We start from the raw sequence: 24,266 nt of genomic DNA, 5'->3' as shown, positions 1-24,266 counted from the left end.
TCACCTTCATTCCGCTAAGCCTTAGAGAACTGTAGCATCATTTTATCAGTACATAAATCTGATAAGAAAATTGGTATAAAACATAAGTGGTCCATATTAGAAGTTTTTTACTATTAAAGTTTTACTCTCCGGATGTTGTGTTTTTAAATCAGTACATACCTCCGTACTGGGTGAAGGGCAAGATTGTTCTTCCCAGTGCTCGGGTGTTGAAACCGGCATCCCTAGACCGGCAATAGCCGTAGATACATCTGGATATATCTCTCCATCAGACAGAGCTTCCGATTGTTTTTGCAAAGAAGTACCGATTAGACCTGTATATTTTCCTCTTATTTTTCCTGTTTCTTGATCAATGAACATCACATAGGGAGGAACAAAGAGTGACGATTTATTATTCTTATCTTCAATCTTATAGACCCGGCGTGTTTCACCATAATCAAAATCGGACGTAATACCTAAAACTGTTTGAAAAAAGGCTTTGAAATTTTTTCCATGTCCAAATAACCAACAATCTTGATGTGCTGCACGTTCAATAAAAATTTTAGTATCTTCTATTTTGTCCCCAGCATAATCCAAATCTTGATACACATCATCACGCTCCTCGAGAAGAATCTTATTGCCATGCTCCTGGATTTTTTCAACAGCAGTTTTTCTCCCTTTCTTGAGTAAGTCAAAGTCTTGATCACTAAAAATCCACAGTGAAAGTTTTAAAAGAATTTTTCTGATAGGAGATGTCCAAAAAGACAGCTGATTATATAACTTCTGCATATCTGCTATAGAACGAACATCATAACCAGAGGGTGCATCACTGTTTTCCGCTAAAAAAGGAAGAACAGCAATCTTTGCATTTTTAATTTCTTTAGGAATAACCAATCCAGCGGTTTGTAGTGCTCGATTCAGTGGAGAAACACCAATTGAAAGGGGCAGCTCGTTTGGAAAATAAAATAATAAATTGCCCGTGGATTGACTCGTTCGTTCCATATTTCTCATTGCCTCTTCAGAAAGCGCTGCATTGGGATTTAAACCAAATTTCTTTTGCCCCCAACTTGTGCATTTTCCATGACGACTGAATAAGATGTGACTTCTAACTTGAATTCCTTTTATTTCAAAGAAGAGTTTGTCTGTTTCTTTAATTTGTTTTAATAGCTCACTAGATTGAGCATCTTGGCTTTTGTTTAATAGTTCTATAAGACGATTAATTTCTTTTATATATTTTTCTTGAATTGTTTTTAAAATCTCATCGCGTTGTTTTGGTTCTTTAATTTTATCCAGTTTTAACTGTTCAATTTTAATTAACTTTTCAAAGGTCATGCTTAATCTTATAAACAAAATATTCATTTATTATACAATCGAATGATTTATATGATAAGCGAAATTTTTAATACCGTTAATCTCTTAAACGGGCTACTTATAATGAACCTTTGTTAATCGAGTGAGCTTATGAACTTGACAAAGCAGGAAGATGAACCAGAATTTAAGAACCATAAAGGGATTATTTAATATTATGGTTTATATGGAGAAGATTATGGCTACTTCAAAAAAATTTAAGGAAGAAAAGGCCCTAATGAGTGAAATTGATGCAATTTATAGGCGTCGCGCTGTACGTAATTATAAACCGCAAAAACTAGATCCAGCGCTCATTCACTCATTGCTTGATGCTGCTGTGCAAGCACCTACCGCTATGCATGAGGAGCCTTGGTCCTTTGTGATAATCCAAGATCAAGATATATTAAATCGTTTATCAGACAGCGTGAAATCCCTACTTTATACGGAAGCCCATAATTATTCTAAAATGCAGATGAAATATCTGCAAGATTTGGTTAATAATCCTGATTTTCATGCATTTTATAATGCAAATACACTCATTGTTATTTACAGTAAATACCATGGTCCTTTTGTAGCGGCAGATTGTTGGTTAGCAGCTGAAAACTTGATGCTGACGGCGTGTGCTCAAGGGTTGGGTACGTGTGTTATTGGTCTTGCTGTTTCAACACTCAATACTCCAGAGTGGAAAACAAAACTGAATCTCCCCGCTGATATTACAGCCATTGCGCCAATTATTGTAGGTATTCCGGCTGCTGAAACGCCTGAAGTGGCGCGTAAATCACCAGAAATTCTAGTATGGAAATAAAGTAGATCCATTACCAAGAGCGCTACTACTGAATTATTTACCCAGCACAAGTTCAAGGTGCGACTTAAGGAACTATCTATTGGTTTTCTGTTTAAAGTTTTAAATAAAAAATTCCTGGTTCATCGTAAACGATGAGCCACAGAATTAGATCCTTCTAGAACTGTATTTAGATAATAAAATAACTTCATAAATCAGGAAATTATCTTATCTACCAAGAGATCGTGAGTGGCCTGTTGGTAGGTGTTTAAAAAATTATCCTGAACGACTACAGCCGTATCCTGAATCGCTTGAACCGTTTCTGTTTTTTTAAGAGTTCCGGTTTTAAATTGCCATTTAGCAGGTAACTTCAATTTTGTGCTCAATTGCGAAAGAGATTGTTCTGTTTGGGGCATTTTTTGAACACTATAAGACTGCATAACAAACACATGCCCCTTAGGATCGATAAGTTCATAAACAGGTTTTCCAGCTTCGTAGATCCAGGTAGTTTTGCGCGCAACCTTTAGAGGCCGATATGGGGCTTCTAATAATAAATCTTTTAAAGGGATATGGAGTATGCCGGCTTCTCGCATCGCTAATCCGTTAAATGTTTTGACATGAGTGTTCACTAAATTGGAGTTTTGCATGCCATCTATCATCCAGTAACGAGGACCATTTAAATGAACATGGGTAGATCCCGTTTCTTTTTTTATATTTTCAGGGGTTATTTTGTCCCAAATTTTTTGTGGGCAATCATTAAGACCAATAGTATTGTATACCGCATAATCACTTATGCTTTTAGCAACAATAATTTCACAATAACGTTCCCCACGTAGATGAGATTTTTGAGCTGCCAGTGAGAGCGTCGGAATTATAATTAAGATCGATAAAACCCGGCTAAAAGAATGTGAAGAAACAATACGACGCATGGTTACCTCCTGTAGGGTCTATTGCAGATAATTTTTAAAATAATACAGAAAAATTTGCTAAAATACAGCGGCAGAGGCAGTGATCGCAAAACTCAACCAAATTTGCGTTTTATTTCTTGACCCAATGCGATTGTGCCAGATGACAGAATATAACTGATCCGAATCCTACGAGTCCACCCAGAATAACATGCGTCAACCGTTCCGATGCGACACTCGCCGAATGAGTGACCAACATGACTGTGGTTGCAACAAAGAAACAACGAAAAGAATAAGCGATGACATAACGACGAAAGGCAACCAAAGTTAAGAAAATGCCACATATGGCAAGGGTTAAGGCTAATGGGGTGCTGGGGAGAATCAATCCGAATAAGATGCCTAATGGAACACCCAGTGATACCCCTATGATACGTTGACTCAATTTTTTTGGAGAGGTCGTTACATTACCAGTAACGACACTGGCAGTGCCCCAAATCATCCACTGCCCATTGTCCATTTGAAAATATTCAACCAAAAAGGTCGAAATACAAACAGCAATTGCCATAGCGATCATATTTTCAATATAAGGATTTTGCTCCCCGAAATCATTCAACCTTCCTAATCGCAATGGATGGTAATGAATCTCACGCTTTTTGTAGTATGTTCTCATTTCATCAAATTGAGCAAGCAATACAGTAGGTACTAATGCGAACAATAGATAAGGTAAAAATTGAGGAGCCCGATGTAACATTTCTGTAGGATTAGTTTCTGCAGCAAACTCTGTAGCAAGAATTATGGAAGGAATAAAAGTCCAGTTCCCTAAAGGACGCAATTTCTCCCCCTTTATTGTAACCAAGATCACTGTCGTAGCTGCGAGGGTACATGAGACGATATACAGTACAGGGATAGGTTGGGTTAAAAAAAGGAAATAAAACATTACAATGATGATAAACCCATGAAGTAACACTCCTAATGCAGTCAATTCAAGACGCTCTTCTACAATAAGGGTTGACATAGTTAATACTGAGGTTTGTAGCCAAATTGGGTTATGGTTATGCAGATAAATAACGGCAAAGGGCACCAATACGAGGATCCCTCTCAGCAAAGCTCCAATCTGAATTTCATCTTTGAGCACCTGTATCGTCTTAGAAATAACATGCATTAGAGTCCTTTTAATTCATCTACAGTGACAATTTGCGCTATTTTTTCCAATAATTGAATGGAAAATAGATGTTCCTCCTGATTTGCAGCAGCACAAATATCTTCTACGATACACACATTGTAATCCCGGTCATGGGCATCGCGAGCGGTACTTTGCACTGCCCAGGAAGTACTTACACCCCCTAGTATCACCCGTTCAATTTGATTTGCTCGAAGCACTGCTTCGAGGGCCGTTCCATAAAATGCGCTCACCCTAGGTTTTATCAGTACTAAACTAGTGCCAATCTGTAATTCAGGATGAAATTCTGTTCCTTTAGAACCAAGCTTTAGCGCATCCAATTCGTGAACCTTACCAAAATTGGTGAATTCTTTGGTTGTTCCGCATAATGTGCACTAAAACCCACTTTCACCATGATGGATATCCATTTTTTTAATTCTGCAATTTCAAGAGCTTTATTTACTTTTTTAATTACATCACGCTCCTGAGCGTGCGCAGCTGAACGTGCAATCTTGCCTTGCGGATGCATAATATCAATAATATAGTCCAGACCTATAAATGCGGTACGCATCGTATTACCTCCTTAAATACCCTTGTATATGACGGCGAGTCCTTCTTCGCTTGAATTGTCCATAAAAACTATGGGGGCATCTTATTAAATTCCTCATATTGACATTTACTCATTGATTCATATAAAAAATCAATTTTTTTCATATTGTTCTTCTTGCATAAATCAGACATAATTTCATGAATTATCAATGAATAATGATTTATTATGCCAATTAAATATACAAAAAAAATCATCAGGATCTTCTCTAGCCAAAGTCAAAAAGCGAGTAAGCTGATGGTTCTGCAATTGCAGCACACTGCCCACATAATAGAACATAGCAACCTAGCAATTCTAAAAAGAGACTGATTTAGAAAGGACATTTTTTATGCAATGGAAGAGGATTCTGCATTTTTTCTTTAGTTTAGTAATTTTATTAATCGCATCGTCAGCCCTGGCCTACGATGAACCGGTTGTAAATTTGGGTTATACAAGTTTTTATGATGGAAGTCCTCCTTCTGGCCCTGGTTTCTACTTCCAAGATTATTTTCAATACTACACATCCAATCGCTTTAACGACAACAAAGGCAACCGACTTCCCCTGCCCCGTACCGATCTTGATGTTGTTGCAAATATAACCCAGTTTATTTATGTAACCACAAAAAAAATTTTCGGAGCTAATTTAGGTTTTTCTACACTCTTACCTTGGGTAGTTTATGACCGTGTGGATGATGGATTGGGAAATACCGTACTAAAAGCAGAAAATGGCCCTGGGGATTTGTGGATTGGACCTGCACTGCAATTTGATCCCATTATGCGAAAAGATGGCAAAGGACCTTTATTTGTTTCGCGCCTCGAACTGGATATTGTCGCCCCGATTGGACGATACAGCAACATTAATGCAATTAATGCCAGTAGCCGCTTTTGGTCTATAAATCCCTACTGGGCTTTTACCTTTTGGATGACTCCTAAATTATCTACTTCAGCTCGGTTTCATTATCTTTGGAATGATGTCAACCATAGTCCTAATGTTGCCTTTGGACCCAATGTGAATTCCATTCAAGCAGGACAGGCAATTTTTGCAGACATTGCTGTAGGATACGCCATAATAGATAAGTTTACTGTAGGCGTAAATGGGTACTTTTTTAACCAAATTACGGACACCTTGGTGAATGGGATCGCATTCCCAGGACGTAAGGAAAGTGTTTGGGCGATTGGTCCAGGGATGGTGTATAGCCTTAGCAAAAACCACTTTATCTTTTTAAATGTGTATTCTGAACAAGATGCGAGAAATCGTCCCCAAGGAACCAATGGAATCTTGCGTTTTGTGGCTCATATCTAATGCCATTTAAGTGAAACCCAACAGAACCAGGGAATACAGCAAAAAGGGCAACCTAATATTAAAATGCTGGTTTAACTGAAACTCTGGTTTAAGTGGTATTTATTGATTTTGTGGGATTACTTAATATAATTCGTTGTATTCATTCGATTTCCAGGAAGAAATTACCTTGAAAATTGGTATTATCGGGGGTTCTATAGCAGGCTGCGCCCTGGCCTTATTATTAAAAGATCGATTCCAAGTTACGGTTTTTGAGCAAGTAGATAATTTACATTCACGGGGAGCAGGTATTACGATTTCTACCGAATTGCTGCACGTTTTGTTCGAAAAAAATCTTATTGATCAAGATACCTTATCTCATACATTCATTGCTCGCAGTTTTTATTGCCAAGCAGATAACGAACCAGTTTATGGTAAATTTTTATGGCAGCAGGGAATTTCTATGGCAACCCTGCACTGGGATACTTTATTTACCAATTTACGAAAAAGGATACCAGAACCAATATACCGTGCTGGCATTAAAGTCGTGGACGTGCAACTAAAGGATAAGGGGTCTGGGCAAGTTACTCTAGAATCTGGCGAAACATTGCAATGTGATTTAATTGTTTTTGCAGATGGCATTCAATCGATAGGAAGACCCATGATTTCCAATTTGAAGCCAGAATATTCCGGTTATGTAGCTTGGCGTGGCACCCTAGAGTTTGAACAGATTAAGAATAAAACGCTTTTTAATGAACAGGTACTTTATTACTGTTTTAGTAAGGGACATTTATTAACTTATCCTGTATATCATCACCAAACGAATAAATTAAACTGGGTTTTTTACGAAAAAATAACTCTTGAAGATCTACATGACTTGGGTTCAACCTCATTAATCAACTTCTCTGGTAAAGCCAAAAAACATCTTTACCAATTAGCACATGATAAATTACCTCAGGCTGTTGCACAAATCATTCTTGATACGCAATCTCCCTTTATGCAAAAAATTGTTGATGTCTGTGTTGACCGTCTTGTCACGCAGGGAGCACTGTTATTAGGTGATGCGAGCATTTTATTACGCCCTCATGTTGGGAATGGTGCTTCTTTAGCCATTCAAGATGCATTAAGCCTTAGTAAACATCTGAGGAAATATGATGATCTTCAGCAAGCAATTGTTGAATGGGAGAAAGACTCTCTTCCTAAACGAATTGCGATGTATGATTTATCAAAACGGATGGCTGATGCCTTAGTCTTACACCCCGTAAAATGGCAAGAAATGAATGAGTCAAAAATGTCTTCTTGGTGGGAACAGATCATTCTCGGAGAGAAATGGTATACATCTCCGGTAGAAAAGACTTAGGAAATTCCGTTAAGGTCCTTGGGGCATATTAACCCCAAAAGGAGAAGGGAAATTCTTTAGTCCCCCTCTCTTTGAAAATTTCTAAAAATTCCATTAAACCTTATCAAATACAGCAGGATTACTCATATTCCATTGTTGCCACGTTCCTTGATACCCCTTCAAACGCTGTTGAGCGAACTGATAAAAATGGGCTAAAAATAAAATTCTTTGCTCATAAAAAGGAGTAAGGTACGCCTCTGCTCGATTAACTTCAAACAAATTATAATAAGGGGGTATTGATGCATGTCGTGCAATAATTTCTTCAAAACTCACTTTATCTGCATTTTTTAACATATCGAACATCACAAAAAAGCTCGTGGTCCGTCCTTTTCCTCCTCTGCAATGGATATGAAACCATGTATCTTTAGAGGCATTTTGTATTATCGTTAAAAATGTATCAACCTCTTCATCAGATGGTGCACTGTGATCCGTAACATATAAGTGATGATATTCAAAACCTAATCTTGAAACTAATTCCGCTTCATTTTTTACTTTTTTTACCGAGATAGTTTTACCACTTGAAAAATCCTTAGAAGCAAACTGTTGTGAGGATAAAATCCCCCGTATCTTTTTCTGAGTTTGTAACGACTTCAACCAATTTTCTTGATCTGTGAGGCTTTGAGCATTTGTTTTGCCTCGATTGATCCAATCGTATTGACTGACTAATGTAATTGCTTTGCCATTAAGATAACCATGGCTCTCCTGCCGGAGATCCAACACCAACACAGGTTTACTCCTTGGATGTCCATGCCTAACAATATAATCAGAAATATCTTTCCATCCTTTTTCACTTGGCTCTTCACTTCCAGAAATGGTCAATTCGTTAATGCCTAAGATATTCCCTTGATAAGCCTTAGCAATCATAGAGGCATCACGTAACCATTTTAAGGAAGAAGATGAAAATTCACTGTCTTGCACAATACAGGGATTATGGATACTCGCATCGCATATCCTCGTTTCTGTATTTGTTTTCGCAAAACTTAACCCCTGAGTTAACAATAAAGTATTAAAAAGAACGGTAATGCGCTTCAAATAGGTCATCCATAACCCCTTAATAAAGAAATAAACCATTCTATGTTAATTTTTTTTCCTACTGCAAGACTATTGGTTCAAAATTTACCAATTTATTTGCAACTCACCTGCCGAGGTTGTTCCACTCAGCAGGCTACTTTAAGTAAATAAATGAATTTATTATTTTTTCTCAATTTCCATCCATTTTTTATAGAGTCTTTTCCAAGCATCTTTTCTTTCTGGATTAACCCAATCATAGCCTATTAATTTCCAATCCTCATCCTCTGGGTTAAAGCCAAGATTATGAATATAGTCTGCATCACAAATAAAAAATTGATTTTTAAATGGCAATAAAAAGCCCCCTTGGGAGCGCTGATGCGCTTTAGCTTCTGTATACTGTGCAAACCATAAATTAAGAAAACCACCACGAATCAATGGCAATTGGCATTTTAAATCGGTCCAAGAATTAAAACCTTTTCCCATGGCGATAACCGCTAGTGCATGTTTACGTTGAATATCAGCTTGAATTATTTCCTCGAGAGAACAATTTCTAAATTCAGGTAAATTTTGAAAGCGTTTTGCGGCATTTTGTGCTGTTAAGAGATCTGTTGCGCGTAGTGATTTCAATAAAATAGACGCTTGAATCTTACATTCTACAACGCTAAATGATGGGTGTGGCTTATTCATGTGAATCCCCTTTGCTATGGCCAGACACCCACTGCTCTAGCAACAAAAAGGTTAATGAATAATTAATATCAATTACTAACCAGGGTGAGATCCTCTTTCGTGGGTATAGGCGTCCCATGAAGCCTATACCTATAGTACTTGATGAGTGAATATTTGTAAATATTTTATCCGTTTTGAGTTTATATATCCGTTGTCAAAGTGAAGATACCGGATTATGGCTTTGCCCTCACCCAAGCCACACGGGGTATCTCTCGAATACTTGCTTGGAATCTGCGCTACAATAAGCATAAATAAAATGAATAACCGTCTGTGCAAAATGATCATTCCATAAATTCAGATGTCCTTTATCAGAAAGCTCAACCCACTCCTTGGGTTGATTGGCTTGATTAAACAAAGTTAATCCTTGATTGTAAGGTACCACTCTATCCAGTTTCCCATGCAACATTAAAATGGGGACATGAATGTTTTGAATTCGTGATAAAGAATCATACTTATCAATCATAGGCATAGGTACCCAGGAATAATGGTAGCGAGCCAGAGCAGTTAACGAGGTATATGGGGATTGCAGGATTAAGGCGCAAACGGGAAACTCTGTCGCCATTTGTGTCGCCACCCCAGTTCCTAAGGATTCTCCGTAGAGAACGATATTTTTTTTCTCAAATCCTTGATGTTGCAAGAATTGCATTGCCGCTCGTGCATCTTTATATAATCCGGATTCGGTGGGCTTACCCGGATTTCCACCATACCCTCGATATTCAAGTAATAACACCCCAAAACCTTGGGAGAGGAACTGACGAGCAAGAGGCATCCGATAACCGATATGTCCTGCGTTTCCATGTAAATAGAGAATTATAGGTTTCTTATCCAATGGGGGTTTATACCAAGAACTTAAAGTCAATCCATCTGCAACCCGGATTTCAATGATTTGCATATCTTTTGCCTGAAAATCTTCAAGATTTGGTTTCTCAAAAGATGGGAAATAAATGAAATAACGTTGCCAGAAATACGCGACAGTAACAATTAAAATAAAAAGAATTAGTCCTACCAACCATTGCTTTAGCATTATTAGATTCCATACCTATTCATTGAGTTAATTGTAAAAAAGGATAATCTGTATACCCTTTTGTACTACCTCCGTATAAAGTTGAACGATCCAATTCATTCAATGGCGCATTTGTCCTAAATCGCATAACCAGGTCGGGATTTGCAATAAAATATCTTCCAAACGCAACGAGATCAGCATATCCACTAGTGAGGACTTCATGGGCCATCTCTAATGTATAACCATTATTTACCATCCAAGGACCGTTAAACTCTTTGCGTAATGCTTGGAAATCAAAACCATAATAATCGCGAGCCCCTTGGGTTTCTCCTTCAATAACGTGCACATAAGCTAATTCAAGTCGACTCAGTTCTTGTACAAGCGGAAAAAATACCGTTGAAGGCGAAGTATCGTTGACTCCATTAGCATGACTTACTGGAGCAAGACGGATTCCTGTTCGATTTGCGCCAATTTCAGCGACAATAGCATCGGTCACTTCAAGCGCAAAACGCAATCGATTGGCAATTGACCCCCCATATTGATCTGTTCGCTGATTTGTCCCATCACACAAAAATTGATGGATTAGATATCCATTAGCTGCATGAATTTCTACCCCATCAAATCCCGCTAAAATAGCATTCCTCGCAGCAGTTCGATAATCTTCAATTATACGGGGAATTTCACTAAGCTTTAATGCACGCGGAGCTCCTACTTCGACAAAGGTACCGTTTTCAATAAAAGTGCGCTGCCCTGTTGCCGCAATAGCAGAGGGTGCAACAGGAGCAATACCACCTGGCTGCAGAGAAGGATGCGAGATTCGTCCGACATGCCAGAGTTGCAAATAAATAGCTCCCCCTTTTGCATGAACAGCATCCGTTACTAATTTCCATCCCGCAATTTGTTCTGAGGAATAGATTCCGGGGGTCCATGCATACCCTTTTCCAGTCGGGGAAATTTGTGTGGCCTCTGCGATGATTAAGCCTGCATCTGCACGTTGCGCATAGTACTCTGCGTTAAGTTCTGAAGGAGTATCGATTCCATGGATCGAACGATTTCTCGTCAATGGAGCCATAACAATCCGATTTTTAAGAGTCAGACCTCTTAGATTGAACGGACTAAATAAAATTTCATGGTTCATGATTTTTTTGCCTCGTGCAGTTATTCATCAAAATAATTCATTTATTTCTTTTCGCTTATTAACCATTCTATCTATGTTTCATTCTTGATTATAGGTAAGATATCCCCATAGATGATCTCATTACCTTTTATAAGGATATAGAAATGTATAAAAATATAATAGTTGCGATTGATGATAGTGATACGTCAATGCAAGCCTTCGAGGAAGCAATTAAACTGAGTAAAGTGCATCAAGCAAAATTAAGAATTGTACACATTGCAAATGAATTTTATGCTCCTTATGTTGGAACTGGGGTGGATTATGAGAAGTTAGAAGCCTCATTCAAAGAGTATGGTCAACAATTTTTAGATAAGATGAAAACCATCGCACGCAAAAAGCATGCCGAATGTGAAGCGCAACTGATTGAAATGAATCCATCCGAAGAAAAAGTCCCAGAAAAAATCATTGAAGCAGCAAAAGATTGGTCTGCTGATTTGATTGTCATAGGTACGCATGGTCGTCGTGGCTATCAGCATCTACTGCTTGGTAGCGTCGCAGAAGGTGTTATTCGCAATGCTCCCATCCCGATTCTTCTAATCCGAGGCAAACAATCCTAATTGGTTAGCGGAAGGTTATTCTTCATTGGTATTCCCAGAATAGAAATGCGTTCGATTAAGGTCATACCCACACCGTTGGCAATGACCTTATAACCACCCCAATAACTCGATAAATACTACAAAGAAGTGAGGATACTACCTCGTGTATTCATAGCCGATTTTTAATTATGCATAGTATCCTCTCTTGCGTTTGTTATAATGCAGCCCAAGATCACTTATTGGATTTATTTAATGCAAAGACCGAATAATGAGTATCATGAGTTAGAGCGGCATTTTTTCTCACTGATTAGCTTAAATTGCCTGAATCATCCAACCATCACTGCTTTTGAAACCGGAGTTCTCGCAGCAGGACTTAATCCTGCGTTCGTAACCCTAACAGATAAGGAATTTTTAAACGATCTTGCACACTGCAGATCCCACTTCGCTCAAAAAAATTTACCTTGGGCTATTGTTATTTCAGAGCATACCCCCATCGACACGCAGCAAAAGAGTCAATTTCTACATGATTATGAATTAACTGACTGTGGTGTTGCCATGGAATTCAATCTGTTATCGAGTTTGTTACCCCCTTTGAATCATCAACTTGAATTTAGAGTACTCAATGACGATCTAAATATCTGGGGTATTCCGCTCATCCATGGCTTTCAATCAACTCCAGAAATTAACCAGGTTTATACACAAAGACATGATTTAGCGTTGCAAAAATGTCCAGATCTGTATCACCTTTCTGGTTTTTTTGCAGGAGAAGTTGTCGTATCTATGACCTTAACAGTAAAAGAACACTTTGCCCGCATTGATGATTTAGCCACAATGCCCCACTTTCAAAAACGCGGCTTTGCTACTGCAATGATGACTTATGCCTTAAAAAAAGCATTGGATTTAAAAGTTCAAACCTGCTTTTTAGAAGCATCGAGTTCAGGACTTAATCTTTATAAACGTCTTGGTTTTGAACCACTTTTTATCAATCACTACTATGAGCTTAAGTAGTTGGTGCGAGGCCAAGTCGACCCCAAAATCCTGAATTTAAATTAAGAGTTGCGCCACTTCATCCCTAGATAAGGATAATCATGTTGAAATATATATTATTTTTTTTATATACCTTATTTTTTTCCAATGTTTCATTGGCCAATCTTGATTTAATTACTTGGAAAGGAATTTATTACAAAGCCGTCCCTAATCAAAAAGGGATTACAAAAAAATACTGTCGGGAGCACTGTCCAGGTACTTTCATTCACACCCTAAAGGATGGAATTGCTCATCCTATTGTTACTGATAAAGGCATTAAACTAAAACAAATTTCCTTTAACATCGATAAAGTAGACGGTATTTATCTTCTCCACGGTAGTTTGATTGCATCGAGAACAACAGCAACAACATCTTGGCATGATCGAATTGATTATTTTTTATATAAACGCAGTGAATCAGGAATAACCCAGGGAGTTTGGTTTAGCGATCAGTGTAAAGGATTTTATAAAGGACTTGCGCTCAATGATAAAAATAAATAACTTGGTTTTGCAGAGTTCAAGAATTATTTAGGGGATTATTGTCCTGATCTGGAAACGATTCTTGCTCAATTTTTTCTGCTTTTCTTTTTTTCTTATCGTCTAAAATGCTTAAAACGCCTAAGTCATTATTAGCTAGTGAGGGAGGCGTAGTTGCTTTTTTTCTCCACTCAAAAACATCAGTTTTTAAATCGTCTTTTAAAAGTGGAGAGATATCAAATTTTACAAAATTCTGAACTGCTTTTTTACGATGAAATTCAAAAGTTTCACGACAGGATGGATTCCTTAGATCCATCATAAGAAACTCTGAAGGCTCATTTTGCAAAATATCCAGTCGTTCGTCCTCCTTCTTTTCGAACCAATTTTTTAATCCATTATCATCAAATTCTGGCGGATAAAAAGCAAATTTATTATAAACAGTAAGTGATTCTGCAGTAGGACTTACGGTCATATCTTTCTGGCCACTATGTACGAAAAAATCCAAGGCATGGACCATCATTAAATTGGCTAGTCCTTTACGGCGATAAGGCTCATCTATAAATAAACTAAATAATTGAGGCATCATTTTAGAGTTTTTAGTTAACCTTAATTCAATAAAACCGATGACTTTCCCATGGTCTCGTAAAACCAGCATTAAATCACATCGCTGGTTAATTTTATTATCACTTTTATGTATAAATTTTCCTTGATTCTTAAATAACTGAATTGTTTCATCCTCTAACACTTCATTATTCTTAAAATAAATTTCTGCCATGGCATCGTCATGCTTAACATAATGTAAGAAGTCGGATAAATCATTTTCATTAGGATAATCAAGAACATAGTTCTCTTTTCTAGGAATAGAATTAATATTTTTATCCACTGAATCTTTAAACATAAAAAAATACTTAATGACCACTAATAGTTTAATTTTAATCCAAATATACATAAATTCAACATATAGACTTACTTTAAACCACATCATTTATCCCTTTGGTATATACTGTATAAAACCAGCTCGTTTTTTCTACTAATAAGATAATCATCTTAATTGAGGGGGAGTGGTGGAAAATAAACAATGGCAGTTTTCGCTCTGGTATGTTCTGATAATTTTCTGGATTATCCTCTTATTCCAGAACTTTTTTTTTGCATCACATCCTGTAGATATAGGTTATAGTGATTTTATCAAACTTTTAAAAGCAGAAAAGTTAGACAATGTTGTACTTACCGAAAGCTACATTACCGCAAACCTAAAACCTGAAGGTTTAACAAATTTACTTCCAGAAGATAAGCTTAATGAAATAAAAGAATACGGGGGTAAAGACCCGCAAGTTACTACAGTTCGTATTAATGATCCGTCTCTTGTATCCACTCTTGAGGCAGCCAAAGTAAAATTTAAGGGAGAGGCTGAGAACAAATGGCTAACCCTGCTGCTCTCGTGGACTATACCCGCATTACTTTTCTTTGCTTTGTGGAGTTTTTTATTAAGACGGATGGGATCAGCAGCTGGCGGAGTTTTGGATGTTGGAAAAAGTAAAGCCAAAATCTACATGGAAAAAGAAACCCATGTATCATTTCAAGATGTTGCCGGAGTAGATGAAGCAAAAACCGAGCTTATGGAAGTAGTCGAATTTCTTAAGAATCCGGAGCATTATACGCGTATTGGTGCTCATATACCTAAAGGAGTTCTTTTAGTTGGACCTCCTGGAACAGGTAAAACCTTACTTGCACGAGCGGTGGCCGGTGAAGCCGGAGTTCCATTTTTTTCAATTAATGGCTCAGAGTTTGTAGAAATGTTTGTTGGGGTTGGAGCGGCTCGAGTACGCGATCTTTTTATCCATGCTCGTGAAACGGCCCCTGCGATTATTTTTATTGATGAACTTGATGCCCTAGGGAGGGCACGAGGTGCATATCCTATCGGCGGAGGACATGACGAGAAGGAACAGACCTTAAATCAGTTACTTTCAGAAATGGATGGCTTCGATCCGAGTGAAGGATTAATTTTAATCGCCGCAACGAATCGACCCGAAATTCTGGATCCGGCATTATTACGTGCGGGACGTTTCGATCGCCATGTACTTGTCGACCGACCCGATAAAAAAGGGCGAATAGAAATTCTGAATGTTCATCTGAAAAAAATAATACGGGCCCCGGATGTTGATCCCGAAAAAATTGCAGCCTTAACCCCAGGATTTTCTGGTGCTGATTTAGCAAATCTAGTCAACGAGGCAGCACTGCTTGCCACGCGCCACAATGCAGACTCTGTAAATATGGATGATTTTACCAACGCTGTTGAACGAATTGTGGCTGGTTTGGAGAAAAAGAATCGCTTGCTCAACCCCGAAGAGCGTAAAGCAGTCGCATATCACGAAATGGGACACACATTGATAGCCCTCTCATTACCAAATGTAGATCCAGTCCATAAAGTTTCCATTATTCCACGGGGTATAGGAAGTTTAGGTTATACCATTCAACGTCCTACAGAAGATCGTTATCTGATGACCGAAGAAGAATTGAAATGTAAAATGATGGTCTTGCTCGGAGGAAGGGCTGCAGAGTTTGTTGTATTTGGTCGATTTTCAACAGGTGCAGCAGATGATCTTGCCAAGGCAACAGATATTGCACGAAATATGGTCATGCGTTACGGTATGGACAAACAACTTGGACCTGTAACTTACCAGAAAGAAAATTCACCCTTTCTAGAGTCCCCTATGACCTATCACGAACGAGAATTTAGTGAAGAAACCGCATGTGATATTGATGCAGCTGTCCGCAAAATTATCCAAACTGCATTTGACGATGCCGTAAAAGTTATAAAAAAACACATTAAAATTTTAGAAAAAGGGGCAACATTGTTATTGAAAAAAGAAACATTAACTGAAGAGGATTTAGCTAACTTACATATCAAGTAATAACTGCCCAGGCTGTCTTCGTCTGGACGCGCTTTGTTGCATTGAGTCTTCATAAACTCCTCTGACTTAATGACTTTAAAGCATTCGTTTTATCAAAATGAATTAGTCCATCAAACTGATAAGGGAGTCGCGTAAAAAAATAATGGCTGAAGCGCTCGGTATCAGGGAGATAGATCACGCCTATTGCCCGTTGCAAGCGAGGAATATTGAGATAATGTTCCAATTTTTCATTATTTTGTAAATTTAAGAAAAAATTCGGGTATTTTAATTGGTGAAAAAGTTCCTCAAAGCTTCCTGGCAAACCAGGTCTTACTTGCTTTTTCTCTCCGGGTCCTCCCCAATCAGATGCAGCCATAACAGTCCCTTCATACGTTGAAAAACCAAGAGAATAAGAATGTATGCCATATTGCTCACGTATTAACTGACCTAAATTCAATTCGTCACGTTCCCCCATTTCGGTCGCACGGGCATCTCCGATATGAGAATTATGGGCCCAGATGATAATTTTAGCCGGTTTATTCAATCGTGATTCTAAATGATCCGCTAACACATTAATTGTTTCGGCCATATGAGTATCTCGGATATTCCATGTAGAGATCCGACCTTCCAACATAGAACGATAATAATTTTCTGCATTTTTTACCAATCGAGCATTTTGAGTGGCAAAAAAATACTCATCCTCCACAGCAATGCCATCCCGATGCAGATATTCAAAAGCACGGTGCTGCAATTCCACGAGTTGAGCCACTGCTTCATTAATACAGGCTTTCTTAATTCCTGCGCTAATTAAATAGCCATACATTTGAGGATCTTGATTAAGATGATCAAAACACGCATAACGATGTTTGGCACGTTGTGCTGCTTCAGGATCGACTTTATTTAAAAAATCAATTACCGCTTGCATGGAGGAATTTAAACTATATAAATCAAGTCCATAAAATCCAATTTTTTGGGCTGTAGGCAAGCGATCATTGTAAAGACGTAGCCAATTAAGAAAAGGCGGAATCGTGGTATTACGCCACATCCAAGTGGGAAATCGTTCAAAAGCATCCAACGACTGCTCACTATGTGCTATACTCCCTTCTCCTTGTAAATAACGATGGACAGGGTACGCATCAGGCCAATCGCCTTCAATTGCAATCGCCATAAATCCGCGCTCTTTGATCAGACGTTTGGATATATTGATACGAGTCTGATAAAATTCATAAGTTCCATGGGAGGCCTCCCCAATCAATACAAAACGAGCATCTCCTATTTTCTCAAGCACCGCATTATAATCTTCATCCTGGGCATCTAGGGCAACAACGGCCTCGTTCAGTTCATCGATTAACTTTTGCAGCGCATCCTTATTCATAGAGCCTCCTCCGCATAATATTAAAGTTATGCATTATTCAATTACCCAATACAATATTGCTCAAACCATTTTTTGGCCAAGTGTGAAACCTCTTGTAAAGTCCCAGGCTCCTCAAACAAATGAGTTGCGCCAGCAACTAGTTGCAATTGGGTGATACAACTCATCTGAGCCATCGCTTGCTGATTGAGTCCAATTACCATCTCATCATCGCCTCCCACAATGAGTAACGTAGGTGTTTTGACTTGTGGTAAATAGGCTCCTGCTAAATCAGGTCTGCCACCACGTGATACAATGGCTTTGACCAAATTAGGTCCCTGAGCTGCAGCAACAAGTGCCGCAGCCCCTCCGGTGCTCGATCCAAACAAACCAATAGGAAAATGGTATTCAGCAAATTCTTTAGTACACCAATGAATTACATCAAGAAGCCGAGAAGCTAACAAATGAATATCAAAACGAAACTCTCGAGTTACGTTATCAATAACCTCTTCTTGTGAAGTAAGCAGATCAAAGAGCAAAGTTGCATATTTTCCTTCGTTCAAGATATTTGCCACAAATTGATTGCGACTACTGAATCGACTACTCCCACTTCCGTGTACAAAAATCACCATCCCTTTCGCTTCTTCAGGGATAAATAGAAACCCGTTCAGATAAACATTTTTACTGGGAATGGTTACTGGATGTTGGATGTCTACCGTATAAGCGTTCATGGGAATTCCTTTTCTGGAACCGATATTATCCCAAAGTATAGACTTATTCTTGAGATGAGATGCGATGCTAAGCCGGTAACTTATTTCAAATTAGAGCAACAGCAATTTAGAGCTGAATTATTGCATAGTAAAAAAAGAGCCTATATGATTAAGTTGCGTTAAAATTATGTCAATTTGATGCGATAAATGAGCTATTTCATAACTATAGATTATTCGTACACGACAGTCTTTATACGAGGAGCGGAGTATACATGAAGTAACTGAGCCCTCAGAAAGGAAAATAACCAGCCATAAAAAGGCAAGTTATGAAAGTGCTCTAATAAATAACTTAGGGATAAGGAATTATCATGGGCAAAAACAACAAGCAGACAACTTCATTTATAAGAAAGAAGAATTTTGATATTCCTACAGGATTGGTTGCTCAAAGAAGAGCGGAATTAATTGCCGCCAGAGAACAATCCAGATTAAAAGAAATGGCCTCCATTGATACCGATAATCTTAATCCGAAACCACTCTCTCATCTTACTAAATCTAGACCTCAAATAGGGCACAAAAAGCCTTCACGACGACGCAAAACCTCAGAATCAACATCGGATTTTTTTAAACAAAATGAGCAAATAAGCAGTAAAGTAAGGGAGATAAAGGTACCAGTAGACTGGTTGAATGCGTTGAAAACCACTATATCGGATGCATGGGTTGCCTATAATAATTACTATAAATTGGGTATTAATACTCGCCAAGCTAATGGTTGGTTTAGTTGGTGGCGTCATACTGAGGATGGCCAAAAAAGAGCCGAGCGAATCAATAAAGAAGCACAGGCAAGCGATGATCCTCATAAAATTATGGAACAGTTAGGGCTATTTTTCGAAGCGCCCTTTACCCGCTATGAAAACCACTCTTTTGCCACTTATTTATTCGAAGAATTCAACAAACTGTTAGAACGTCATGAACAGAAACCTCGGGAAAGTGTAGTTTTTGATAATAACTATTGGCATAAAATTTCAGAGCAGTTACACCTTTTAATGGCCAAAGAAGACTACCACCACAACTCAGAAACTCCCGTTCTGTGAGTCTCTGTTTAAATATAAGGGCAATTATTCATGCATAATCAAAATTCTTGGGCTTTAAAGGCTCCCATTGATACTTTTTTCTTTGATTGTGATGGAACGCTTTCCCTTATTGAGGGCATTAATGTCTTAGCAACAAGCAATGGAGTTGGAGAGCAAGTTCATCAGATTACTGCACGATGTATGGGTCAAACCGGTATGACTCCAAGTGATTATCGACAACGCTTAGAGTACGTGCAACCCACCCGAAAACAAATAGAGGAGTTGGCAAAGCACTACAGACAACATATTGCTCCTGGGGCACAAGAACTCATTCAACTATTACAACGTTTGAATAAAAAAATCTATATCATTTCGGCTGGAATTAAGCTGGCAGTAGTCCAGTTTGCCAAGACTTTAGGAATTCCAGCAAGCAATGTACTCGCAGTGGAAGTATATTTTGATAAGCAAGGTAATTATGAAGGATTTGATGGACAAAGCAACATGACGAAAGGTAATGGGAAAACGGTAGAAATTGCCTCAGTACTTAAATCCGAGGAGCGCTCTTTATTGGTAGGGGATGGGGTAAGTGACTGGGAAGCTCGGCAAATAGTCACCCGATTTATTGGTTTTTCTGGCTTAAATCCTAAAGAGTGGGTAAAAAATCACTCAGATCTTTACATCAGCACTACTAGCTTTTACCCAATAATCCCTTTAGGATTAACTCAGGATGAGTTGAACGAATTGCCTCCCCAATATTATGCTTATTATGAACAGGGACTTACAGAAATTTACAATTCTAGCGTTCTGATCAAGGGAGATACCCATGTTTATCATTCAAATTCTTGATAATATATCACCACAGGGCTTGAGTTTGTTTCATCATGACATCTATCAATTAGGTCTCAATCCTGTTGATCCTGATGTCATACTAGTACGTTCCCATAAATTACATGATCATCCATTTTCAAAAAACTTAAAGGCAGTAGCACGAGCAGGAACGGGTACTGATAATATCCCTGTTGAAATACTTACCAATATGGGGATCCCCGTATTTTATGCTCCTGGAGCAAATGCTAATGCCGTAAAAGAACTGGTAATGGCAGCAATGATCATGGGTTATCGACATTTAGACGAAACCCGCTCCTTTATTAGTGAACTGGCTAAAGGGGATGATCAATTATTCAGTCGAGAAATTGAAACGAATAAAAAGAAGTTTATTGGGCATGAAATTTCAGGAAAAACTTTAGGTGTAATTGGCTTGGGCAATATAGGCGTTAAAGTAGCTAATGCAGGTCTGGCTTTAGGGATGAAAGTACTAGGTTTTGATACGAATATGACTTTGACTAATGCTTTGGCATTAATGCCGGGTGTTGAAAAAGTTATGGAAATGAATACCTTACTTGCTCACTCAGATATTATTACCCTGCATATCCCATTAAATGCAGCGACCACGCATCTAATTAATGAAGAAAATATTGCCTTGGTGAAACCTCATACATTATTACTCAATTTTTCTCGCGAACAAATCGTTAATGAAGCTGCAATTTTGCAACAGTTAAATAATCAGCAAATTATGGGATATATCACTGATTTCCCAACAATTAATTTGGCGGGTCATCCCAATGTTTTGTCCTTTCCTCATTTGGGAGCAAGTACTCAAGAGGCGGAACAAAGTGCTGCAGAAATGGTCATTCGCAATATTTGCAATTATTTAGAACATGGTATCATCGAATATTCTATTAATTTTCCTAATATATCCCTCTCGGCGACGCAGGTACCGAATTGCTACCGTATATTAGTGACCAACAAAAATACCCCAGGAGCCATGGGTAAAATCACTCAAAATATATCCAAACTAAAATACAATATTGAGCAAATGGAAAATAAATCCCGTGGGAAAATTGCTGTAAACCTGATTGATATATCTGGGCCTAAAGAATCATTACCCCCCCTATGCGATAAATTGAAAAGCATCCCCAATATAATAGATGTACGATTGGTTTCTAACGCTCTCAAATAATAAAATTAACTTTTTTTTGGAAATACTCTATTTTCTTTACTACACTCTTATATGTTGTTCCCTTATTTGGATATTCTTTTTTATTATTTTAATAAGGATTGCTGTGCATAACATCGAATTACTAGCCATTCGTGCTAATAAAACAAATGGCATGACGGTTTGTTTAAAGCCCAAAATTCCTTATATCATTACCCCTTCCCTGGTGCATGAGATTCGTAAACTGCAAAATAAAATAGCAGAGCAGTACTACGCCAAACCTTGGGATGGAGTTTACTACCTGCTTTGGTATTTACATTTTGATACTACACCATGGAAAGGACTAGACTTTCACTTTATTCATGAAGCACTGCTCAATCACCATGAGCATAAAATAGAACTCTACATCGAAAAAATATTCGAATTACTTTTTATTAATTATGTGGGTTTAGGTCTTCCCCTAATTAACTGCTCTTTTGTAAACAGAAAACTAAGCGGAATTTCGCAGGATTTTTTCTATTTAAATCGAATAAACTTCATAAAGCGATATAAAGAATTCGATAGCACCTGTTACAATAAACAGCCTTTTAGTAAGCTGAATTTCAATACTGAAATAAAAAAAGCGTCGTTTCCGATTAAAATTTATACTCGTAATAATTTCTATGCTTTTGATGCTATTGACTTGCACTTGATGAAAAAAATTCTGTGCTCGCATCGGTATTCACCCATTTTGCCACAGCAACAAAATGAGATAAGACTGATTTTCAATCAAATAAGTCAGGAGACCATTGCAAGAATTTATCAATTGGCCTCAGAAAATATCCATTTAATCGAGCGGTTCTCTTTGATTCAATCTGCAAACCAAAAGTAATCATCACATGAGAAATACATGCTTTTGCTGCGCGTTCTCTAGGAGCTTATAAAATAAAAAATAAATGACAAGGGCTCACATTTTAAAAGCAATAGAGTATAATATGTAAAAAATTTATACACATCAAGGTCAATCAATGTTCGGACTGAACGAAAAAGTAGGAAAATCTTTTTTTAAGGAGGCAAAGCCAGGGGAGCTTTTTGTTACCAGTCGTTTTTTTACTTTGCAAGGAGAAGGACCTTTTCGTGGTCATCCAGCCTATTTTATTCGTTTAGCCAAATGTAATTTAGCATGTTCTTTTTGTGATACTTACTTTGAGATGGGAGAATGGAGAAGTTTTTCTTCATTATTAGAAGAAGCAGATACTCTAATTGATGCTTTTTTTCAGAATCGTAGCCTGCCAACTCCTTCCTGGGCGCAAGGGCATGCAAAAAAAATAGTTTTAGTCATCACCGGTGGAGAGCCTTCACTACAACAAAATTTATCAGCATTTTTAGAGGAAGCTAAACCATACTTCCAATATACTCAGATCGAATCCAATGGCATCTCTATTTTATCTGACCTTCCTACAAGCACGATATTAGTAGTGAGTCCCAAGTGCTTGGAAAAAAATGGGAAATCAATTCGATATTTAGAACCAAATACCAAAATGTTGGAACGAGCAGATTATTTGAAGTTTGTCATGTCAGCCCCGGAAGATGAACAATACAAAACTTATAGTAGAATACCTGCATGGGCACATGAATGGGCTGAAAAAACCAATAAACAGGTTTTTGTGAGCCCTATGAATAGGTACCAAAAAGAACCTCAGCGTGTTCGTGCCATGCGTGATAAAGGACGCGATCTAACGTTGGCAGAACGTTCGGAAATCAATGAAGTAGTGAGCTTTTGGGAGCCTGGTCTTTTAGATCTGCAAAAAAATCAACGCAATCATGAATATGCAGCAGAATATTGCATGAAATATGGATTTATTCTTAATTTACAAATCCATTTGTTTGCAAGCTTACCTTGAGTCAGTTAAGGGGCTGAACTCTTTAAAGAAAAGCTGGATCCCGCGAACTAGCCGCGGGACGGAGAATAAATTTATAACTTTAGTTTTGGATCCAGCGGACTACCCGTGGATTATATTAAATCATTAAGCAGAACATACCATATCATGACCGCAACATGTTGGTGATTTAATTTGTCCACAGCCGTGAGGACATTTCGAAACTTGCACTTTGCCATGGTCTGTTTTTACAACATCGCTAACCAATGGGGAATTGCATTTGGTACATGTTAAGTTTTTCACACCCATTCCACATTTATGACATTTGTATTCCATCACAATTTCTCCTTATCAGAATAAATTTCAACCCAACAATCTAGCAAAGTGTATCATTACCTCTCAACGAGCCTCGTTTTCTTGGTTAACTATAGCCACAATATAATGTTCTTGTAAATCTAGATCAGCTTTTTTGGGGTTTACCTTAATGCCGCATCCAATGCTTCATCAATATGGTGTTCATCGAATATCTGTACACCGTGCTCCCTTAAAAGAGCAGCCGTAACGCCCTCACCTTCCATCAATGTACGTGTATATGATCCATCGTAAATCTCCTGCGCACCGCAAGAAGGACTTCGGGACTTCAAAATAGCAACACGTAGGTCATACTTTTTTACAAGCTCAAGTGCTTTTTGTGCTCCTTGAAGAAAAAAATGAGTCACATCCTGACCATTTTTTGTTTTGACTAAAGCATTTCTATTTAATACATCCGCACCCGATTTTTTATCCTGAATCTCAGCGGGAGCTCTTGGTGTAGGTAACCCACCTGCCATTTCCGGACAAAAGATAATGATTTTCCCCTCCTCAAACCATTGCTGTAAGAGTGGATGATTTTGCAAACAATCACCCCCATCATAACGAACTTTATGGCCAAGAAGACAAGCGCTTAGGAGTATTTTAGGCATTATTTTTGTATCAATTAAATCACATCGATTACGAAACTAT

25 protein-coding genes are annotated in these 24,266 nt (G+C 38.0%); 12 read left to right on the top strand and 13 right to left on the bottom strand.

From position 1 onward, the window contains the following. Positions 1-96: 96 nt before the first annotated feature. On the bottom strand, positions 97-1,308 hold the full coding sequence (locus HBNCFIEN_RS04275) for a histidine phosphatase family protein (protein WP_182392847.1): 1,212 nt from the start codon (positions 1,306-1,308) through the stop codon (positions 97-99). A 214-nt stretch (positions 1,309-1,522) separates the two neighbouring features. On the opposite strand from HBNCFIEN_RS04275, the gene HBNCFIEN_RS04270 reads away from it, so the two are divergent. Further along, the gene (locus tag HBNCFIEN_RS04270; RefSeq protein WP_182392846.1) at positions 1,523-2,128 is read left to right on the top strand and encodes a nitroreductase family protein; all 606 of its coding nucleotides are present in this window, start codon (positions 1,523-1,525) and stop codon (positions 2,126-2,128) included. 191 nt (positions 2,129-2,319) lie between these two features. Here the strand turns inward: HBNCFIEN_RS04270 and HBNCFIEN_RS04265 are convergent, their stop codons facing one another. The 4 genes from HBNCFIEN_RS04265 to HBNCFIEN_RS17665 form a co-directional block, all read right to left on the bottom strand. Further along, a complete protein-coding gene (locus HBNCFIEN_RS04265; protein ID WP_182392845.1) occupies positions 2,320-3,033 on the bottom strand; it encodes a hypothetical protein in 714 nt (237 codons plus the stop codon). A gap of 109 nt (positions 3,034-3,142) precedes the next feature. Continuing rightward, positions 3,143-4,171 (bottom strand): FUSC family protein, encoded by a 1,029-nt coding sequence (locus HBNCFIEN_RS04260; protein ID WP_182392844.1) that lies wholly within the window; start codon positions 4,169-4,171, stop codon positions 3,143-3,145. Beyond that, positions 4,171-4,509, bottom strand: a complete 339-nt coding sequence (locus tag HBNCFIEN_RS17670; RefSeq protein ID WP_255464338.1) for a cysteine hydrolase family protein — start codon at positions 4,507-4,509, stop codon at positions 4,171-4,173. The genes HBNCFIEN_RS04260 and HBNCFIEN_RS17670 overlap by 1 nt, the downstream gene beginning before the upstream one ends. Next, a complete protein-coding gene (locus HBNCFIEN_RS17665; RefSeq protein WP_255464337.1) occupies positions 4,497-4,739 on the bottom strand; it encodes a hypothetical protein in 243 nt (80 codons plus the stop codon). The genes HBNCFIEN_RS17670 and HBNCFIEN_RS17665 overlap by 13 nt, the downstream gene beginning before the upstream one ends. Positions 4,740-5,103: 364 nt before the next feature. Here HBNCFIEN_RS17665 and HBNCFIEN_RS04250 point away from each other — a divergent pair, with 364 nt between their 5' ends. Beyond that, on the top strand, positions 5,104-6,057 hold the full coding sequence (locus tag HBNCFIEN_RS04250) for a transporter (protein WP_182392843.1): 954 nt from the start codon (positions 5,104-5,106) through the stop codon (positions 6,055-6,057). A 166-nt stretch (positions 6,058-6,223) separates the two neighbouring features. Next, on the top strand, positions 6,224-7,393 hold the full coding sequence (locus tag HBNCFIEN_RS04245; RefSeq protein WP_182392842.1) for an FAD-dependent monooxygenase: 1,170 nt from the start codon (positions 6,224-6,226) through the stop codon (positions 7,391-7,393). Positions 7,394-7,486: 93 nt separating this feature from the next. On the opposite strand, the gene HBNCFIEN_RS04240 is transcribed toward HBNCFIEN_RS04245, so the two are convergent. The 4 genes from HBNCFIEN_RS04240 to HBNCFIEN_RS04225 all read right to left on the bottom strand — a co-directional run bounded on the left by HBNCFIEN_RS04240 (position 7,487) and on the right by HBNCFIEN_RS04225 (position 11,310). After that, positions 7,487-8,473 (bottom strand): tyrosine protein phosphatase, encoded by a 987-nt coding sequence (locus HBNCFIEN_RS04240; RefSeq protein ID WP_182392841.1) that lies wholly within the window; start codon positions 8,471-8,473, stop codon positions 7,487-7,489. Positions 8,474-8,623: 150 nt separating this feature from the next. Beyond that, positions 8,624-9,130 carry a hypothetical protein gene (locus HBNCFIEN_RS04235; RefSeq protein ID WP_182392840.1) on the bottom strand — a complete coding sequence of 169 codons (507 nt, stop codon included), beginning with the start codon at positions 9,128-9,130 and terminating at the stop codon, positions 8,624-8,626. Positions 9,131-9,356: 226 nt separating this feature from the next. After that, positions 9,357-10,193 (bottom strand): alpha/beta hydrolase, encoded by an 837-nt coding sequence (locus tag HBNCFIEN_RS04230; RefSeq protein ID WP_182392839.1) that lies wholly within the window; start codon positions 10,191-10,193, stop codon positions 9,357-9,359. Positions 10,194-10,212: 19 nt separating this feature from the next. After that, positions 10,213-11,310: an alkene reductase gene (locus HBNCFIEN_RS04225; protein WP_182392838.1), complete on the bottom strand. Its 1,098-nt coding sequence runs from the start codon at positions 11,308-11,310 to the stop codon at positions 10,213-10,215. A gap of 143 nt (positions 11,311-11,453) precedes the next feature. Between HBNCFIEN_RS04225 and HBNCFIEN_RS04220 the strand changes: the two genes are divergently transcribed. From HBNCFIEN_RS04220 to HBNCFIEN_RS04210, 3 genes are all read left to right on the top strand, one after another. Next, positions 11,454-11,906 (top strand): universal stress protein, encoded by a 453-nt coding sequence (locus HBNCFIEN_RS04220; RefSeq protein ID WP_182392837.1) that lies wholly within the window; start codon positions 11,454-11,456, stop codon positions 11,904-11,906. A 231-nt stretch (positions 11,907-12,137) separates the two neighbouring features. After that, entirely contained in the window at positions 12,138-12,893 is a 756-nt protein-coding gene (locus HBNCFIEN_RS04215) for an N-acetyltransferase (protein ID WP_182392836.1), read from the top strand. Positions 12,894-12,973: 80 nt separating this feature from the next. Next, positions 12,974-13,411: a hypothetical protein gene (locus HBNCFIEN_RS04210; protein ID WP_182392835.1), complete on the top strand. Its 438-nt coding sequence runs from the start codon at positions 12,974-12,976 to the stop codon at positions 13,409-13,411. 16 nt (positions 13,412-13,427) lie between these two features. Here the strand turns inward: HBNCFIEN_RS04210 and HBNCFIEN_RS04205 are convergent, their stop codons facing one another. Continuing rightward, positions 13,428-14,285 carry a GNAT family N-acetyltransferase gene (locus HBNCFIEN_RS04205; protein ID WP_182392834.1) on the bottom strand — a complete coding sequence of 286 codons (858 nt, stop codon included), beginning with the start codon at positions 14,283-14,285 and terminating at the stop codon, positions 13,428-13,430. 166 nt (positions 14,286-14,451) lie between these two features. On the opposite strand from HBNCFIEN_RS04205, the gene ftsH reads away from it, so the two are divergent. After that, complete coding sequence (gene ftsH / locus HBNCFIEN_RS04200; protein WP_182392833.1) at positions 14,452-16,299, top strand: ATP-dependent zinc metalloprotease FtsH; 1,848 nt, start codon at positions 14,452-14,454, stop codon at positions 16,297-16,299. 49 nt (positions 16,300-16,348) lie between these two features. Here ftsH and HBNCFIEN_RS04195 read toward each other — a convergent pair whose 3' ends face one another. Both HBNCFIEN_RS04195 and HBNCFIEN_RS04190 read right to left on the bottom strand, forming a co-directional pair. Further along, a complete protein-coding gene (locus tag HBNCFIEN_RS04195; RefSeq protein ID WP_182392832.1) occupies positions 16,349-17,653 on the bottom strand; it encodes an erythromycin esterase family protein in 1,305 nt (434 codons plus the stop codon). A 41-nt stretch (positions 17,654-17,694) separates the two neighbouring features. After that, positions 17,695-18,360: a dienelactone hydrolase family protein gene (locus HBNCFIEN_RS04190; protein WP_182392831.1), complete on the bottom strand. Its 666-nt coding sequence runs from the start codon at positions 18,358-18,360 to the stop codon at positions 17,695-17,697. A gap of 347 nt (positions 18,361-18,707) precedes the next feature. Here HBNCFIEN_RS04190 and HBNCFIEN_RS04185 point away from each other — a divergent pair, with 347 nt between their 5' ends. The 5 genes from HBNCFIEN_RS04185 (at position 18,708) to HBNCFIEN_RS04165 (ending at position 23,288) form a co-directional block, all read left to right on the top strand. Further along, on the top strand, positions 18,708-19,430 hold the full coding sequence (locus tag HBNCFIEN_RS04185; RefSeq protein ID WP_182392830.1) for a hypothetical protein: 723 nt from the start codon (positions 18,708-18,710) through the stop codon (positions 19,428-19,430). Positions 19,431-19,460: 30 nt separating this feature from the next. Beyond that, positions 19,461-20,255: an HAD-IB family phosphatase gene (locus tag HBNCFIEN_RS04180; protein WP_182392829.1), complete on the top strand. Its 795-nt coding sequence runs from the start codon at positions 19,461-19,463 to the stop codon at positions 20,253-20,255. Further along, positions 20,233-21,429 (top strand): 3-phosphoglycerate dehydrogenase family protein, encoded by a 1,197-nt coding sequence (locus tag HBNCFIEN_RS04175; RefSeq protein ID WP_182392828.1) that lies wholly within the window; start codon positions 20,233-20,235, stop codon positions 21,427-21,429. Before HBNCFIEN_RS04180 ends, HBNCFIEN_RS04175 begins: the two co-directional genes overlap by 23 nt. A gap of 103 nt (positions 21,430-21,532) precedes the next feature. Next, a complete protein-coding gene (locus HBNCFIEN_RS04170) occupies positions 21,533-22,276 on the top strand; it encodes a hypothetical protein (RefSeq protein WP_182392827.1) in 744 nt (247 codons plus the stop codon). A gap of 136 nt (positions 22,277-22,412) precedes the next feature. Further along, positions 22,413-23,288 (top strand): 7-carboxy-7-deazaguanine synthase QueE, encoded by an 876-nt coding sequence (locus HBNCFIEN_RS04165; protein WP_182392826.1) that lies wholly within the window; start codon positions 22,413-22,415, stop codon positions 23,286-23,288. A gap of 452 nt (positions 23,289-23,740) precedes the next feature. Here the strand turns inward: HBNCFIEN_RS04165 and HBNCFIEN_RS04160 are convergent, their stop codons facing one another. Continuing rightward, positions 23,741-24,226, bottom strand: coding sequence for a DUF523 domain-containing protein (locus HBNCFIEN_RS04160; protein WP_182392825.1), 486 nt, complete (start codon positions 24,224-24,226; stop codon positions 23,741-23,743). Positions 24,227-24,266 lie beyond the last annotated feature (40 nt).

Source organism: Legionella sp. PC997, assembly GCF_014109825.1.
Taxonomy (GTDB): Bacteria; Pseudomonadota; Gammaproteobacteria; order Legionellales; family Legionellaceae; genus Legionella.
This window is presented reverse-complemented; position numbering and strand designations above follow the sequence as displayed.

Bases quoted from the DNA above. Each gene is read 5' to 3' on its own strand.
- HBNCFIEN_RS04275 (WP_182392847.1), bottom strand. From the start codon at position 1,308: ATGACCTTTGAAAAGTTAATTAAAATTGAACAGTTAAAACTGGATAAA.
- HBNCFIEN_RS04270 (WP_182392846.1), top strand. From the start codon at position 1,523: ATGGCTACTTCAAAAAAATTTAAGGAAGAAAAGGCCCTAATGAGTGAA.
- HBNCFIEN_RS04265 (WP_182392845.1), bottom strand. From the start codon at position 3,033: ATGCGTCGTATTGTTTCTTCACATTCTTTTAGCCGGGTTTTATCGATC.
- HBNCFIEN_RS04260 (WP_182392844.1), bottom strand. From the start codon at position 4,171: ATGCATGTTATTTCTAAGACGATACAGGTGCTCAAAGATGAAATTCAG.
- HBNCFIEN_RS17665 (WP_255464337.1), bottom strand. From the start codon at position 4,739: ATGCGTACCGCATTTATAGGTCTGGACTATATTATTGATATTATGCAT.
- HBNCFIEN_RS04250 (WP_182392843.1), top strand. From the start codon at position 5,104: ATGCAATGGAAGAGGATTCTGCATTTTTTCTTTAGTTTAGTAATTTTA.
- HBNCFIEN_RS04240 (WP_182392841.1), bottom strand. From the start codon at position 8,473: ATGACCTATTTGAAGCGCATTACCGTTCTTTTTAATACTTTATTGTTA.
- HBNCFIEN_RS04235 (WP_182392840.1), bottom strand. From the start codon at position 9,130: ATGAATAAGCCACACCCATCATTTAGCGTTGTAGAATGTAAGATTCAA.
- HBNCFIEN_RS04230 (WP_182392839.1), bottom strand. From the start codon at position 10,193: ATGCTAAAGCAATGGTTGGTAGGACTAATTCTTTTTATTTTAATTGTT.
- HBNCFIEN_RS04225 (WP_182392838.1), bottom strand. From the start codon at position 11,310: ATGAACCATGAAATTTTATTTAGTCCGTTCAATCTAAGAGGTCTGACT.
- HBNCFIEN_RS04220 (WP_182392837.1), top strand. From the start codon at position 11,454: ATGTATAAAAATATAATAGTTGCGATTGATGATAGTGATACGTCAATG.
- HBNCFIEN_RS04215 (WP_182392836.1), top strand. From the start codon at position 12,138: ATGCAAAGACCGAATAATGAGTATCATGAGTTAGAGCGGCATTTTTTC.
- HBNCFIEN_RS04210 (WP_182392835.1), top strand. From the start codon at position 12,974: ATGTTGAAATATATATTATTTTTTTTATATACCTTATTTTTTTCCAAT.
- HBNCFIEN_RS04205 (WP_182392834.1), bottom strand. From the start codon at position 14,285: ATGTTTAAAGATTCAGTGGATAAAAATATTAATTCTATTCCTAGAAAA.
- HBNCFIEN_RS04195 (WP_182392832.1), bottom strand. From the start codon at position 17,653: ATGAATAAGGATGCGCTGCAAAAGTTAATCGATGAACTGAACGAGGCC.
- HBNCFIEN_RS04190 (WP_182392831.1), bottom strand. From the start codon at position 18,360: ATGAACGCTTATACGGTAGACATCCAACATCCAGTAACCATTCCCAGT.
- HBNCFIEN_RS04185 (WP_182392830.1), top strand. From the start codon at position 18,708: ATGGGCAAAAACAACAAGCAGACAACTTCATTTATAAGAAAGAAGAAT.
- HBNCFIEN_RS04180 (WP_182392829.1), top strand. From the start codon at position 19,461: ATGCATAATCAAAATTCTTGGGCTTTAAAGGCTCCCATTGATACTTTT.
- HBNCFIEN_RS04175 (WP_182392828.1), top strand. From the start codon at position 20,233: ATGTTTATCATTCAAATTCTTGATAATATATCACCACAGGGCTTGAGT.
- HBNCFIEN_RS04165 (WP_182392826.1), top strand. From the start codon at position 22,413: ATGTTCGGACTGAACGAAAAAGTAGGAAAATCTTTTTTTAAGGAGGCA.
- HBNCFIEN_RS04160 (WP_182392825.1), bottom strand. From the start codon at position 24,226: ATGCCTAAAATACTCCTAAGCGCTTGTCTTCTTGGCCATAAAGTTCGT.